Source organism: Marinobacter salicampi, from assembly GCF_011074795.1.
Classification (GTDB): Bacteria; Pseudomonadota; Gammaproteobacteria; order Pseudomonadales; family Oleiphilaceae; genus Marinobacter; species Marinobacter salicampi.
The window spans coordinates 20,798-37,139 of record NZ_JAAMPF010000029.1; the positions used below are offsets into that span (position 1 = coordinate 20,798).

Genomic DNA, 16,342 nt, shown 5'->3' on the forward strand with positions numbered 1-16,342 from the left:
TATGCTGCCAGGGAGGCTAGGGAGACAGCCTGATGAACAGAGAAGTGCGCAAGACGTCGTTGAGCAGCACGGCAGAGAATGACCGCAAGGCAGCGCAGAGTGCTGCCAAAGCTCCCCGTATTGCCATTGAATCAGTCGAACCCAGTCTTGATCAGGGAAGGTTCCCGGCGAAAGCCATCGCAGGCGACCCTGTACCTGTAACGGCCGTCATTTTTGCTGACGGGCACGATCTGCTGTCCGCTGTGGTTCGCTGGCGCAAAGAGGGCGGAGACTGGCAGGTTCAGCCTATGACCCGCGTCACCCCGCTTGGCAATGACCTCTGGAGAGCCGAGATAACGCCAGAGGAACTCGGGCTGCACCACTTTACGATCGAAGCCTGGTGGGATGTGTTCGGTACCTACCGCGACGAGCTCTACAAGAAGCATCATGCCGGTGTGCCGGTTGCTCTGGAACTCGAGGAGGGGCGCCGGCTCATTGCCCAGGCGCAGGAACGCAGCAGAGGTCAGACGCGCAAAGCACTGGAAGCCCTGCATACCCAGTTTGTAGAGACCAGCACGGATAGCGGCAAAGTCGCACTCATACTGGACCCGTTTACCCATCAACTGATGGAAAAAGCGGACCCCCGCCGCCACCGCGTTCGCAGTGCCATAAAGTATCCCTTCTACGTTGATCGGGTCGAAGCCAGGTTTGCCAGCTGGTATGAGCTGTTTCCCCGTTCCGAAACCGATGACCCGAACCGTCACGGCACCTTCAGGGACGTCCAGAAACGGCTGCCCATGATCCGCGACATGGGGTTCGATGTTCTCTACTTTACGCCGATCCACCCCATTGGCCGGATCCATCGTAAGGGCAAAAACAATACCCTGGAGGCCAGTTCCGACGACGTTGGCAGTCCTTACGCGATCGGCAGCAAGGACGGCGGGCATGAAGCCATCCATCCCGAGCTGGGTACCTTCGAGGACTTCGTCGAACTTGAAAGAGCAGCCTCCGACCATGGACTGGAAATCGCCCTGGACTTTGCCATTCAGTGCTCTCCGGATCATCCCTGGCTGGAAGAACATCCTGGTTGGTTTTCCTGGCGTCCGGACGGGTCTATCCGCTATGCGGAAAACCCACCGAAGAAATATCAGGATATCGTCAATGTGGATTTCTATGGGGAAGATGCCATTCCGGACCTCTGGCTGGCCTGGCGGGACGTAGTCCAGGGCTGGATTGACCTGGGTGTGCGCATTTTTCGTGTGGATAACCCCCATACCAAGCCCTTCCCATTCTGGGAGTGGCTTATCGACGACATCCGCAGCCGGGACCCGGGCATCATCTTCCTGTCTGAAGCCTTCACGCGTCCCGCCGTCATGCTTCATCTGGGCAAGCTGGGGTTTACCCAGAGCTATACCTACTTCACCTGGCGCAACACAAAAGCCGAGCTGACCGAATATCTGACGACTCTGTCTCGTCCGCCCTGGCGCTATGGGTATCGCCCCAATTTCTTTGTGAACACCCCGGATATCAATCCGTATTTCCTGCAGTCGTCCGGCCGTACGGGATTCCTGATCAGGGCGGCCCTGGCCGCCCTGGGGGCCGGGTCCTGGGGCATGTATTCGGGCTTTGAACTTTGTGAAAACGCGCCAGTGCCGGGCAAAGAGGAATATCTCAATTCGGAAAAATACGAGATACGTCCAAGGGACTACAGTGCCCCAGGCAACATTGTTTATGAGATTGCACAACTCAACCGCATCCGCAGGGAGAATCCGGCTTTTCAAACCCATCTGGGGGTCAGTTTTCATCCCATCAATAACGACCGCCTGCTGTATTTCTGTAAACGCACACCCGATAACAGCAATGTAGTCTTTGTGGTGATCAGTCTTGATCCGTTTGAGGCCCAGGAAGGCAGTTTCGAATTACCGCTGTGGGAGTTCGGGTTGCCGGAAGACGCCGACCTGGAGGCGGAAGACCTGATGACAGGCCATAGCTGGACCTGGCATGGGCAATGGCAATGGACACGTCTTGACCCGTTGGGCCTTCCCTTTGGCATCTGGCGGGTAAACCTGCCCTGAGTTTTGCTGCCGGCATGAAGAGCCCAAATTCCGATTGACGTCAGGAGGCAAAAACCACGATGGATGTCAAAGCCGAGCAAGAGAATCCGGTAACAGAGGCGTTTCTGCAGGATCCCCTCTGGTACAAAGACGCCGTTATTTATCAGTTGCACGTGAAGTCGTTCTTTGATGCCAATGAGGATGGGATCGGAGATTTCAAAGGACTGATCCAGAAGCTGGACTACATTGTGAGTCTGGGGGTCAATGCCGTGTGGCTGCTGCCGTTCTACCCGTCACCCCGCCGTGACGATGGCTACGACATTGCCGAATACTGCAACGTGAGCCCGGACTACGGAACGCTGGAGGATGCCCAGGAGTTTATTACGGAAGCGCACCGGCGGGGTCTGAGGGTTATCACCGAGCTTGTGATCAACCACACGTCGGACCAGCATCCCTGGTTTCAGCGGGCCCGCAACGCACCACCAGGATCACCCGAGCGGGAGTTCTATGTCTGGTCTGACACTGACAGTAAATACCCGGGCACCCGAATTATCTTCACCGATACTGAAACCTCCAACTGGTCCTGGGATCCAGTCGCCAATGCCTATTTCTGGCACCGCTTCTATTCCCACCAGCCCGACCTGAACTTTGACAATCCCCAGGTTCTGGATGAGCTCCTCAAGGCCATGGAATACTGGCTGGACATGGGTGTCGACGGGCTTCGGCTGGATGCTATTCCCTATCTGGTGGAAAGGGAGGGCACCAACAATGAAAATCTCCCTGAAACCCACGACGTCCTGAAGCGCATCCGGACGGTGATTGATGAGCGTTATCCTGACCGGATGCTGTTGGCCGAGGCCAATCAGTGGCCCGAAGATACCCGGCCCTATTTCGGTGACGGGGATGAATGCCACATGGCCTTCCATTTTCCCTTGATGCCACGGATGTACATGGCCCTGGCCCAGGAAGACCGCTTTCCGATCACGGATATCCTCCGACAGACCCCAGACATTCCGGAAAACTGCCAGTGGGCGATCTTTTTGCGCAACCATGACGAACTGACCCTGGAAATGGTCACTGACGAGGAGCGGGACTATCTCTGGAACCATTACGCCGCGGACCGCCGTGCCAGGATCAACCTGGGCATACGCCGACGCCTGATGCCTCTGCTGGAAAGGGACCGTCGACGGGTGGAGCTGCTCAACAGCCTGCTTCTTTCCATGCCTGGCACCCCCATTCTCTATTACGGCGACGAAATTGGCATGGGCGACAACATCTACCTGGGCGACAGGGACGGGGTGCGCACGCCGATGCAGTGGTCCATGGACAGAAACGGTGGCTTTTCCCGCGCCGACCCTGCCAGGCTGGTACTGCCTCCCATCATGGATCCGTTGTACGGCTTTCAGTCCGTTAATGTGGAAGCCCAGATGGGGGATCCCCATGCACTGTTGAACAGCATGCGCCGGATGCTGACTGTACGGAAGCAGCATCGGGCCTTCAGTCGGGGTGGCATGCGCATGCTATATCCTGCCAATCGCAACATCCTGGCCTATATGCGTGAGCTGACGGACGCAAACGGCGAAACACAGTCTCTGCTGTGCGTTGCCAATGTCGCTCGCACTGCTCAGGCGGTGGAGTTGGATCTCGCCGATTACAAGGGCAGGGTGCCGGTGGAAATGACCGGGGGGAGCGCTTTTCCTCCGGTGGAGGCAACCCATTACAACCTGACCCTTTCGCCCTATGGATTTTTCTGGTTTCTGATGGCCAGCGAATCGCAAATGCCGTCCTGGCATATGCCGCCTCCCGAACCCATGCCTGATTACGTTACCCTGATTACACGGCGTCATCTTCAGGAAGTGCTTGAACCGCGCCCCCGCAGAGAACTTGAGAAGGAAGTCCTGCCGAAGTACCTGCCCAAGCGCCGTTGGTTCGGAGCGAAACAGGCCCGTATTGAATCGGTGGATATCCTGTATGCCGACCCCATTGGTGACTCGGGCAACGAGTTCCTGATGAGCGAGATTGAGGTCCGCCACAGTGAGGGGGCCGATCGATATCAGGTGCCCCTTGCTTTCGTCAGTGCAGATGACCGAACCCATGTGCTCGCCCAGCAATTGGCCATGGCCAGGATACGCCGGGGCCGCGAGGTCGGCCTGCTGACAGATGCTGTGGCGCTTGAGGAATTTGGTCTGTGTCTGCTCAGCTATTTACGCAAGGGCGCCCCGCTTCCCTGTGGCAGGGGTGAGCTGAGGTTCTCGCCCACCTCGCTCCTGCAGGACCTGAAACTTCCTGATGATGTTGAGGTTGTGTCACAGGGCGTGGAGCAGTCCAACAGCTCGATTGTCATTGGCCGGCAGGTGGTCATCAAACTGTTGCGGCGCCTGGAGGCAGGCGTTCATCCCGAAGCCGAGATTGCCCATTATCTTACTGACAATGGCTTTACCCATGTGCCACCGTTTTACGGCGATGTGGCGCGCCACCAGGAAGGGGAGGAGCCCCACACGCTGATTCTTGCCCAGGGTTATATCGAGAATCAGGGTGATGCCTGGACATGGACCCGCAATACGCTGGAGCGGGCCATTCACGAAGCCACGCTCGAAGATGCGGGCACGCTGGAGAAGGGCTTCGGCCCATTTGACGAACTGGAAGCGTTTGCCGCCAAACTGGGACAGCGTCTTGGAGAGCTGCATCAGGTCCTGGCCAGACCCTGTCGGGATCCTGCATTCCAGCCCGAGCTGGCGGACGAAGAACAGGTTGGTCTCTGGTCCCGGCGGGTCGGAGATCGGGTGCGGGAAGCGCTTGATCTGCTAGATAAACATGCCCGGAGCGCACCAGAGGAGGACCAGCGACTGGTCGACCAGGTTCTTGCCCAGCGCGATGGGCTGGTCAGTCATGCCGAAAGCCTGGCGCATAGGGCAAGGGGTAGCCTGTTGACAAGAATTCACGGTGACCTTCACCTTGGTCAGGTCCTGGTTGTGCACGATGATGCGTATCTCATTGACTTCGAAGGAGAGCCGGCGCGTCCCCTCAGCGAGAGACGTGCCAAGGACTGCCCCTGGAAGGATGTCGCAGGCATGCTGCGATCGTTCGATTACGCGGGCGCAATTACAGGCGACCGATCAACCTCCTCGGAGACCAGCCCGAGCGTGAGCCAACAGAGCCGGGAAGTGGCTGAGCGATACCGGCACATCGGCAGCCGGGTATTCCTGGAAAATTATCGCCAGAGCGCGACAGGCATCGCCCACCAGTGGCAGAACGCAGACGGAGAGGACGCCGCCCTGCAGCTGTTCCTGCTGGAGAAGACCGCTTATGAAATTGCTTACGAAGCTGCCAACAGGCCCACCTGGCTCAGGGTACCCTTGCGAGGCCTGGCAGCTATTGCTGATCAATTGAACAAGGGAGAAGGCAATGTCTGATGCTGCTGAAAAACCGCCCACTGACCAGGGTGTCTGGCTTCCCCGAGCAGATGCAGAGGCCCTGGCGGAAGCCAGTCATGGCAACCCGTTTTCCGTGCTTGGCCTTCATGAAACCGCCGATGGCATGGTCCTTCGGGTCTACGTGCCCGGTGCACTGGGAGTCGATGTGCTCGACAGCGACGACAATCGGTTGCGATGCAGCCTGACCGCGATCCAGATACCGGGTCTGTTCGCCGGCCAGGTTCCTCACGCCGCTCCCTACCGGTTGCGAATCCGCTGGCCAGACCGTGCGATACAGGAGACTGAGGACCCCTACTCATTTGGTCTGCTGTTGGGGGACCTGGACCTTTACCTGGTTGGCGAAGGTACCCATCGTGAGATCGGCCATTGTCTGGGAGCTCAGCCGACAGAGGTTGACGGAATAAAGGGTGTTCGGTTCGCGGTCTGGGCGCCTAACGCGCGGCGGGTCTCTGTGGTGGGAGACTTCAATAGCTGGGACGGTCGTCGCCACCCCATGCGCAAGCGCGAGCCGACCGGTGTCTGGGAGCTGTTCCTGCCACGACTCGGCCCGGGAGAAGCGTATCAGTACGAGATCCTCAATTTTTATGGCGAAGCCGTGCTCAAGGCCGATCCGGTTGCCCTCGCCACCCAGGCCCCACCCAGTACGGCTTCGGTGGTCGCCGATACTTCGCCTTTCATCTGGAGCGATGACGACTGGATGGCCCACAGGGGTGACCTCCAAGCCCCTGTGAGCCCTGTCTCCGTGTACGAGGTTCACGTGGCCTCCTGGCGGAAGCACGGTGGAGACCTCGGTGAAATGTACGATTGGGAGGCACTGACCGAGCACCTGATTCCCTACGCGGTCGAGCTTGGTTTCACCCACATCGAACTGCTGCCGATCATGGAGCATCCTTTCGGCGGCTCATGGGGCTATCAGCCACTGAGCCAGTTTGCGCCGAGCGGGCGTTTCGGCAATACCCGTGACTTTGCCGCTTTCGTTAATGCGTGCCATCAAGCCGGGCTGGGCGTCATACTTGACTGGGTGCCTGCCCACTTCCCCACGGACACCCATGGCCTTGGCCGTTTCGACGGTACCGCCTTGTATGAATACGAGCACCCGTTTGAAGGCTTTCACCAGGACTGGGATACCTATATCTACAATCTGGGTCGGCGTGAAGTGCACGGTTTCATGCTGTCCTCCGCGCTGCAGTGGTTACGGGATTACCATGTGGATGCCCTTAGAGTGGATGCGGTTGCTTCCATGCTGCACCGGGATTATTCCCGGCAAGAAGGAGAATGGATTCCCAATGAATATGGAGGTCGGGAAAACCTGGAAGCCGTGGATTTTCTCCGCCACCTCAATGATGTCGTCAAAGAGGATGTGCCGGGTGCCCAGGTTATCGCAGAGGAGTCCACCGCCTGGCCCGGTGTCACCGACCCCACCGCCGGTGGTGGCCTCGGTTTCGCCTATAAGTGGAACATGGGCTGGATGCACGACACCCTGGAATACATAGCCCAGGATCCCCTTTACCGGTCCTGGAGCCATGACAAACTGACCTTTGGGCTGGTTTATGCCTTTTCGGAGAGATTCGTCCTACCCATTTCCCACGATGAAGTTGTCCACGGAAAGGGCTCGCTGATCGGGAAAATGCCGGGCGATGAGTGGCAGCAATTCGCCAACTTGAGAGCCTATCTTTCGTTCATGTGGACTCACCCAGGTAAAAAACTTCTGTTTATGGGCTGCGAGTTCGGTCAATGGCGAGAGTGGAGCCATGACCGCGAACTGGACTGGTCTCTGCTCAGCCATCCAAGGCACAAAGGCGTGCAGGACCTGGTCAGGGATCTCAACCGATTGTATAGAGAGACCCGCGAACTGCATCAGGCTGATGCGGCGCCGGAGGGATTCCAGTGGGTAATCGGGGACGATCGGAAAAACAGCGTATTTGCCTGGCTGCGCCTCGATCAGTTGGGCAACCCGGTACTTGTCATTGCCAACATGACCCCCCTTGCCCATAGCGACTATCGTGTTGGTGTGCCCAGGGAGGGTGCCTGGACGGAAATATTCAACAGTGATGCCGCGGTCTATGGAGGCAGCAATGTCGGTAATGGTGGTCAGCTGCTGGCTGATGAGACTCCGCTTCATGGCCAGCCATCGAGCCTGTCTCTCTCGCTGCCGCCCCTGGGGGTGCTGGTCCTTCGTCCGGAGCACTAGCAACGCTTTTGTCGCTAGCGTATGCAGAGCAAGGCGTATAAGTGAAATCATAAGTGGCAAATCATATGCTTGATCTTTACACCATAGGCGTCGGATGGTAAATCTGTAATAAATCAAGTCTGTCGTTTCGCGGTGTTCTCAGACACCTAGGAGGTAGTCGACGTCAAACCCAGGCAAAGGAAGGGTCCATGACCGCAAGGAAGAGGTTCGTAAGCCGTCTTACTCGTCAAACACTCGCACTGGTACTTGCTGGAGGCAGGGGCAGCCGCCTCCATGACCTCACCCGATGGCGTGCAAAACCAGCGGTGCCTTTTGGCGGCAAATTCCGGATAATCGATTTCCCGCTTTCAAATTGCATCAATTCGGGGATAAGCCGGGTGGGGGTTATAACCCAGTACAAGGCTCATTCACTGATTCGCCATATCCAGAGGGGCTGGGGTTCGTTTCGCGGCGAAATGGACGAATTTGTGGAACTGCTGCCGGCCCAGCAACGGATAGAAACCTCCTGGTATGAGGGCACTGCGGATGCAGTCATGCAGAACCTCGACATCATCAAGAGCCACAATCCGGAGTATGTGCTTGTGCTGGCGGGTGACCATGTCTACAAAATGGACTACGGCACCATGCTCGCAGCCCATGTGGAGGAAGAGGCGGATGTAACCGTTGGTTGTGTCGAGGTCCCGGTAGAGGAAGCGTCAGCCTTTGGCGTGATGTCAGTGGACAGTTCCTACCGTGTTACGGAGTTCCTTGAGAAACCTGAAAATCCGAAAGAACTCCCTGACAAGCCCGGCCGGGTCCTGGCCTCCATGGGTATTTACGTCTTCAGTACCAAAGTGCTATTCGGGGAACTGGAGCGCGACCATAAGCTGAATAGCTCCCACGACTTCGGTAAAGACATTATTCCTTCCATTATCGGCAGGCTCAGGGTCGTCGCCTTCCCCTTTCTCGACCCGGTTCGGGAAACCGGCGCATACTGGCGGGATGTGGGCACGGTCGATGCGCTCTGGCAGGCAAACCTGGAACTCATCGGTGTCAGTCCCGAGCTGAACCTTTACGATCCGAAGTGGCCGATATGGACCTATCAGGAACAGCTGCCTCCGGCAAAATTCGTATTTGATGAAGACGGGCGACGGGGAATGGCGGTTGACTCCATGGTGGCGGGAGGCTGCATTGTGTCCGGAGCGACCGTGAGAAATTCCGTCCTGTTTTCCCAGGTATTTGTGCATTCCTTCAGCGAAGTCAATGATTCTGTGATTTTTCCTGACGTGGATATCGGCAGGAATTGCCAGATTCGCAGGGCGGTTATAGACCGTGGCTGCAGAATTCCGGAGGGTAGCCGGATAGGCATCAACCTGGAAGAGGACCATCAACGGTTCTACGTCAGCCCGAAGGGAATCGTCATGGTTACACCGGAGATGCTGAACCAGGATTACCCCCACGGCCTGTAAGGGCGGCTGAAAAGACTACTTCAAGACCCCGGCGCGGAAACCAGCAACGCCACCGGAAACTCGGCGAACAGCTGCTTCGCTGCCAGGCATCGGCCCTGCTCGAGCGAGCTGGCATTTATTAACTCCCGGGTCAGGTGACTGCAGTAGTCACGGTTGGCCAGGTGTTCAGGCAACTCGATGCGGGCGTCCCCCCAGTCCAGCTGGCTCACAAGATGGCCGGAGCCATCGGCCGCGGCTACCGGTAGACGCCCGAGCAATCTTGGCACCACCACGATGAGCGTTTTGCCCTCGTGTTCCCGGGCAAACGCGAACAGGTTGTCCGCATATTCGCCCCTGGTCTGCAAAGCAATGTAGCCACCTTGGCTGAACAGGTGGGGATATTCCCGACGTAGGGACAGACACTTCCAGGTGAGAAAACATTTTATTCGGCCGTCCAACATGTCCTCGATCAGCGAGGAAAGCGCAAAACGCTCAATGGAGTCCCCACCAAACTGCGCTTTCAAGTCATGCAGTATTTCCCTGCGCCGGTCGTAGTTCACCGCACGGCGATTATCCGGGTCCACCAGGCTGAAATTCCAGAGTTCGTCCCCCTGATAGGTGTCGGGCATGCCGGGCGCTGTCAGCTTGAGCAGGACCTGGGCAAGGCTGACGTACATTCCCATCCGACTGATGGTTTCCTGAAAGCCGGTGAAGTCCTCCAGAAACCCGGCGTTGTCAGACTGCAGCACAGCGTCGACAAATCCCGACAGGCTCTCCTCATAACCCGCGTTACTGTTGATCCAGGAGGTGTACTGCTTGGCTTCCTTGACCGCCTTGAGCATGTAATCCCGAATGCGCGACCTGAACGCCTCTAAATCGATGTCGTCCATCGGCTCCAGGGGCCAGGCCCCGATCAGGGTCTGATACAGCAGGTATTCAGCGTTCTTGTCGGGCCATGCTCTGCCACTGGCCTGGGTTTTGTAGCGGGCATTGAGGGCAGTCCAGTGGTTGACCTTTTCCCGCCACTGGTCCGGCAGTTCGGAAAGTATCCCGATTCGGGCACGGGTATCGGCGGACCGCTTGGAATCGTGGGTGGAGGTGTCGATCATGCTATGAGGCCAGTTGGCCTGGCGCTCGAGGTTGGCCTGATGAAAGGACGAAGCACTGATTCCGAAGATGCCCGGTTCGGCCCCGACCTCGTTAAGCGCGACCAGCCGATGGTAGACGTACAGCGCGGTGTCTTCCAGGCCCTTGGCCATGACCGGGGAGGTATACTGCTGGAAGCCCATAGAGAACCGGATCAGCTGTTGGCGCAGGGTTTCCGGCTGGCCTTCGCCGATTTCCAGTAGCAGAGCGTCCCGGATGAAACGGAATGCCGTGATATCCGCCGCCTGGCTTCTTGCCACGGCATCCCGGATTGCCCGGTCTACCTGGTACCGATCCTCATCAGTAACGCCGCGCTCAGTAATATAGGTACGATAGACCGGGAAACAGGCGACCACTTCGGTAAGAGCCTGCCTCAGACCGTTCAGGGTGAAGTCCCGGGTGTGTGGGTCGGCGTCCGCAATGCGGGCAAGCTGATTGGCAAGCACGGCCATCCCGCTGGCAAGCGACGTCTGGACAATCAGTTTTTTTGAGCGATAACAGAGGTCGTCAAATTCCATTCTGTGGCCCACAAAGGCCTCATAGATTTCCTGCATTTCATCTGCACTGGCCGGATCAATAAAGAGGCTGGTGCAATCGGCAGCAAACTCATAGCCCGTCGTGCCGTGAACAGGCCAGTCCCGCCGCAGCCGTTCGCCCTCGCAGAGAATCTTTTCGGCAATTAGGTAGACTGGTCTGGGGCCCTGCAGGCGATGGAAATACTGCGCCGGGTCGTAGAGTCCGTCCGGATGGTCTATCCGCAGGCCCTGGACCTTGCCTTGCCGGATAAGGTCGAATGCAAAGCCATGGGTTTTTTCGAAAACCTCGGTATCTTCCTGTCGCAGGCAGGCAAGTTCATTGATATCGAAAAACCGGCGGTAGTTGATTTCATCAGCGGCTACCCGCCAGTAGGCCAGCCGATAGGCCTGGGCCTCAAGCAGCTCATGCATCGGGCTGCTGATCTCCTTGCCCAGTGCTTCGGAATTGTTGATCTCCCGGACGACGCTCGCCAGGTGATGCTGTAGGGCAGGGCTATTCTCATGGAGAGCTTTGAGCCGCTGTTTAAGGAGTTCCTTATCCCGATTGCGTGCAGTCAGTTCCTGTTTAAGAACGCAGCTGCGGGGCGGCAGGTTCTCAAACGCCGTGACAAGGCTCTGGAATTCCATCAGCGCAACCTCATCATCCGCAAAACGCTCTTTTAAACTGTCCGGCTGCCGTTTGAGAATCAGCGCGTACTGGTGCGGATCAATCGGGAAGTGATGCTCATAATACTGTACCGAGAACGTGCCTCGGTGCGGGTCAAAAACAAGTTTCAGCTGTTTCTGGTCAAGCACATCACCGTAATGGTCACCGAGTACAGGAATCAGTACCTGGTTATTCATCCCCCGGCGCAGGGGTGTCCAGTCGATGTCGAAAAAATTCGCAAACCTGGAGGCTGGACCATTCTCCAGAACATCCAGCCACCAGAGGTTGTCGTCTCCCATGACCCCCATGTGGTTGGGGACCATGTCGAGGATATGCCCCATGTCCCGCTCATTGAGTTTTGCGGCGAAGTCATCGAGGTCGGCCTGGCTGCCAATCTCGGGATTGAGAGTGCCATGATCAACGATGTCATAGCCGTGGCTGCTGCCCGACCGGGCCTTCAGGTAAGGCGAGCAATAACAGTGACTGATGCCCAGGTCATGGAGATAGGGGATCAGCTTGCCAGCATCGCGGAGGGTGAAGTTCCTGTTGAGCTGGAGTCGATAGGTGGCAGTCGGAATGGCTTTCGTGTCATCGGCCGAGGCGAGAAAAACGGCGACCGACCAGGGCAGAAGATGTCCAGATGCCAGTGCATCCGGAAGATCGTCAGGAAAGAAATACAGCGTGTCCCCGGAGTCTGGTCCGACGTCCGGAATTGCACAGGAATCGGGTCCAAGATTGATTAGCATGGTGAGCCTGGCGCCACTCTTTAACTGCCAGACTACCTCCAGTGCGGTGTCACCACACTCGTGGAACGTCCCCGCGCCGGGGAGCGGCCGGTGGTCCGTTTCGCCATAGAGTTTCCGGCGTAAGGCCAGCAGCTCTGTAAAGTGGCGGTGGCGGTCGGCGTGGTAAGGCGAATCGAGGCAATCCCACTTCAGTTTGCTCTGGACGAAGGTCTGTTCGGAATTCGGATCGGGAATCCGGTCTTTTGTGCCTGCTTCCGAAAAGTCCGAAAAATGGGAAAATTCTGACTGTCGCCCTGAGGTTACGGCTTCAGCGAGCTCACCGGAAAAGTCGCAAAAAAACTGAAAGGGAGTGGTCGCCCCGAATTCTTCACCCATAAACAGCAAGGGAGGCTGGGGAGCCAGCAGGCGCACAACAGCGGCAGCAGCGATGGCGGCTGGCGGGGCAAGGGTGTCAATCCGCTCCCCGAAAGCGCGATTGCCCACCTGATCGTGATTCTGCAGAAAGGAAACAAAGGCCTCAGGGGGAAGCTCCGTGCTCCGCTCACCCCGGTGAGCATTTGCCCTGTAGGGAGAGGGCTCACCCTGGTAAGCAAAGCCTTCTGCAAGGCAGCGGCCCAGGAACCAGTTCGGACGCCTGGCATAGTCAGCGTAGTAACCATCGCTCTCACCCGTGAGCATCAGGTGCAGGCAGTGGTGGATGTCATCATTCCACTGGGCGGTATAGAAGCGGGGTGAAAGCTCCGGTGTACGGGCCAGATAACCTGCCGAGTTGTGGTCGTTCTCAAGCACCAGGTGGATTTGACGATCACGGCCCGGGCCTTCCTGGACACGGCTGGCAAGCTCCTCAAGGAAGGACGGGCTTGCGTCGTCATGGATGGCGTGAACGGCATCCAGCCTGAGGCCATCGAGGTGGTACTCCTCCAGCCAGTAAAGGGCGCTATGGATGAAAAAATCCCGGACTGTCTGGCTGTTTTTACCGTCGAAATTGATCGCCGCGCCCCAGGGAGTCTGATGGCGTTCGGTAAAGAAATCAGGTGCATAGAGGTGCAGGTAGTTGCCGTCGGGACCGAAATGATTGTAGACCACATCCAGAAACACCATGATCTCGCGCTCGTGCGCGGCCTGGATCAGGCTTTTCAACTGCTCAGGGCGACCATACGTATGGTCTGGGGCAAACGGTAGAACGCCGTCGTAGCCCCAGTTCCGGCCTCCCGGAAAGTCCGACAGGGGCATAAGTTCAATGGCGGTAACACCAAGCTCCGCCAGGTAATCCAGCCTTTCCTCAATGCCCTGGTAATTGCCACCTGTGCTGAAGGTACCGGCATGCAACTCGTAGATCACCGCTTCATGCCAGGGTCGGCCGCGCCACTCACTGTCGCGCCAGGCAAAGGTTGAGGGGTCGACAACCTCACTCGGCCCATGGACATCCTCGGGCTGAAAGCGTGAGGCTGGATCTGGCACGCACTCAGTTCCCCCGATGCGGTAGCTGTAAAGGGAGCCGGCCCCGGCGCGCTCGGTTTCAAGGCTGAACCAGCCTTCTTCCGCGGGCTCCATTGGCAAATAGGTCCTGTCTTTGCCCCTGTTTTCGCCTTCGTACAGGCAGACTTCGACTTCTGAGGCAGCGGGCGCCCAGAATCCAAAATGCACCTTGCCATCCGGCTGTACCCGGGCACCAAACGGCATCTCGTGATAGCGTTTCACGATCTCTCCCTCTGGTGTTGGAACAGCATCAGCGAATGTCCCCCGACGGCACATTCGGAGCCTGGCTGCCAGCGCTCGGAAGACGCAGGAATGTCGGGGATGAAGGTGTTGATCAAAAGGTTCCAGGACTCTATGCCGGCGATATCTGGAATCGTGAATGGTACATCGTCATGATGGGCATTCAGGAACAGCAGGAAGTCGTCGTCTTCCAGGCGTTCTCCCTGCCTGTCTACGTCCGGCAATCCCAAGCCGGTTATTAGCACACCCAGAGCGCGGGCAAAGGTTGTGTCCCATTCCTCCTTGGTCATTTCGAGACCGTCGGGGTTGAGCCAGTAAATATCCCTGGTCTCGGAACCGTTGACTGGCTGACCGCGATAAAAATGACCACGCCGGAAGGCAGGGTGGGACTGGCGGATCCGGATCAGCTGACGGGTAAACTCCAGGAGTTGTTCATCTTCCTGGCTCAGCTCCCAGTTCAGCCAGCTTATCTCGTTATCCTGACAGTAGGCGTTGCTGTCTCCCTGCTGGGTGCGGCCGCATTCGTCGCCGGCCAGCAGCATGGGAACACCCGCCGAAAGAAAAAGCGTGGCGAGCAGGTTACGTTTCTGGCGCTCCCGCAGTGCCAGAACTTGCGGGTCATCACAAGGCCCCTCCGCCCCGCAGTTCCAGCTCCGTTTTTCATCTTCGTCATCATCGTTTTCTTCGTTCGGTTGATCCTCCTCCTGGGCTGGAACTTGCTCTATGGTGTAGCTGACGAGATCGTGAAGTGTAAAACCATCGTGAGCCGTAACGAAGTTGATGCTGGAGCAGGGGCTACGGCCGTTTGAGTAGAAAAGATCGGCCGAGCCGGTCAGTCGTGTGGCCAGCTCGGCAATAACATCACCTTCGCCCCGCCAATAGTCACGGACCGTGTCCCGGTATCGATCGTTCCACTCGGTCCAGCCCGGCGGGAAATTGCCAACCTGGTAGCCACCTTCGCCCAGATCCCAGGGCTCGGCAATCAGCTTTACCCGGGACAGCACCGGGTCCTGCTGGATGATGTCGAAAAAGGCACCGTACCGGTCGAACTCGTGCTCCTCCCGCCCCAGTGTCGATGTCAGATCAAACCGGAAACCGTCCACGTGCATTTCCTGCACCCAGTAGCGCAAGCTGTCCATGATCAGTTGCAGGACTTGCGGATGCCCCATGTCGAGCGTGTTCCCGGTGCCGGTGTAATCCATATAATGGCGTTCGTCCTCTGGCACCTGCCGGTAATAGGCCTTGTTGTCTATACCGCGAAAACAGATCGTGGGGCCCATATGATTGCCTTCGCCGGTATGGTTGTAGACCACATCAAGAATCACTTCGATGCCTGCCCTGTGCAAGGCTTTCACTGCAGCCTTGAACTCGGTGACCGGGTCGCTGCTGGCATATTTGGGCTCAGGCGCAAAAAAGCCAATGCTGTTGTAGCCCCAGAAATTCGTGAGGCCCTCGTCCTCGAGGTGGCGGTCTTTGACAAAAGCGTGAACGGGCAGCAGTTCCACCGCTGTTACACCGAGCTGTTTCAGGTAGTCGATGACAGGCTCTGTTCCCAGCGCCGCATAGGTCCCCCTTATGTACTGGGGCAAGTCCGTACGCATTTGGGTAAAGCCCTTGACGTGGAGCTCGTAGATGATCATCTCCTGCCATGGGGTAGCCGGCGGCATATCGCCTTCCCAGTCGAAGCTTTCGTCAATGACCCGGGAGCGGACCATGCCCTCCGCGCTGTCCGTTTCGTCAAAAGACAGGTCGTCGTCTTTATCGCCTACGCGGTAGCCAAACAGCGCATCGCTCCACTGAATCTCTCCGAAAACAGCTTTGGTGTATGGGTCCAGCAATAGCTTGTTCGGATTGAAACGGTGACCGTCTTCCGGCTCATAGGGGCCATGAACTCGGTAGCCGTAGAGCATCTCGGGCCGGACGTGGGGCAGGTAAGCATGCCAGACAAGCCCTGTGCGCTCAGGCATGATGATGCGTTCAATTTCATGCTTGCCGGAAGGGTCGAACAGGCAGAGCTCAACCTGTTCTGCATGTTCAGAAAAAAGGGCAAAATTTACACCGTTTCCATCCCAGGTCGCCCCAAGTGGTTGTGGTTCCCCCGGCCATACGCGTGGCTGCTTTTCACTCATTGCTCAGTTCCACCTTTTGTGCAGACAGCCAGCCTTTTCAGCTGAGCTGAAAAAATTCTTGATGACGGGTGGCAGACGCGTGACAAACTGCCACCACAAAACCTCCAGACACGGCATGAAAACTAGGCTGAAGCTGGCTCATAGTTTTAATGCCTGAAGACCGGAAACCGCTCACAGGAGCTCTTAAAGAGCGAATGCGCTGCTTTCCGGTAATGCCGGAACGACTGAGGTTGCGCTGTTGGCGCGCCTGCCTGGGCAAAGACGAAGGGTCGCCCGATGCTGTTGGCAAACAGAGCCGAAAAGACGGGCCGGACCGTCGGTCCAACGTTACAACT

6 protein-coding genes are annotated in these 16,342 nt (G+C 57.5%); 4 read left to right on the plus strand and 2 right to left on the minus strand.

From position 1 onward, the window contains the following. Window positions 1-32 precede the first annotated feature (32 nt). The 4 genes from G7W63_RS16340 to glgC all read left to right on the plus strand — a co-directional run bounded on the left by G7W63_RS16340 (window position 33) and on the right by glgC (window position 9,106). Complete coding sequence (locus tag G7W63_RS16340) at window positions 33-2,054, plus strand: alpha-1,4-glucan--maltose-1-phosphate maltosyltransferase (RefSeq protein ID WP_166260703.1); 2,022 nt, start codon at window positions 33-35, stop codon at window positions 2,052-2,054. Between the two features lie 59 nt (window positions 2,055-2,113). Beyond that, a complete protein-coding gene (gene treS, locus G7W63_RS16345) occupies window positions 2,114-5,446 on the plus strand; it encodes a maltose alpha-D-glucosyltransferase (RefSeq protein ID WP_166260706.1) in 3,333 nt (1,110 codons plus the stop codon). Beyond that, entirely contained in the window at window positions 5,439-7,658 is a 2,220-nt protein-coding gene (gene glgB, locus G7W63_RS16350; RefSeq protein ID WP_166260709.1) for a 1,4-alpha-glucan branching protein GlgB, read from the plus strand. The genes treS and glgB overlap by 8 nt, the downstream gene beginning before the upstream one ends. Window positions 7,659-7,846: 188 nt before the next feature. Beyond that, a complete protein-coding gene (glgC, locus tag G7W63_RS16355) occupies window positions 7,847-9,106 on the plus strand; it encodes a glucose-1-phosphate adenylyltransferase (protein ID WP_166260712.1) in 1,260 nt (419 codons plus the stop codon). A 20-nt stretch (window positions 9,107-9,126) separates the two neighbouring features. On the opposite strand, the gene treY is transcribed toward glgC, so the two are convergent. Further along, window positions 9,127-13,860, minus strand: coding sequence for a malto-oligosyltrehalose synthase (treY, locus tag G7W63_RS16360; RefSeq protein WP_166260715.1), 4,734 nt, complete (start codon window positions 13,858-13,860; stop codon window positions 9,127-9,129). Beyond that, window positions 13,857-16,007 (minus strand): glycogen debranching protein GlgX, encoded by a 2,151-nt coding sequence (gene glgX, locus G7W63_RS16365; protein ID WP_166260718.1) that lies wholly within the window; start codon window positions 16,005-16,007, stop codon window positions 13,857-13,859. The genes treY and glgX overlap by 4 nt, the downstream gene beginning before the upstream one ends. Window positions 16,008-16,342 lie beyond the last annotated feature (335 nt).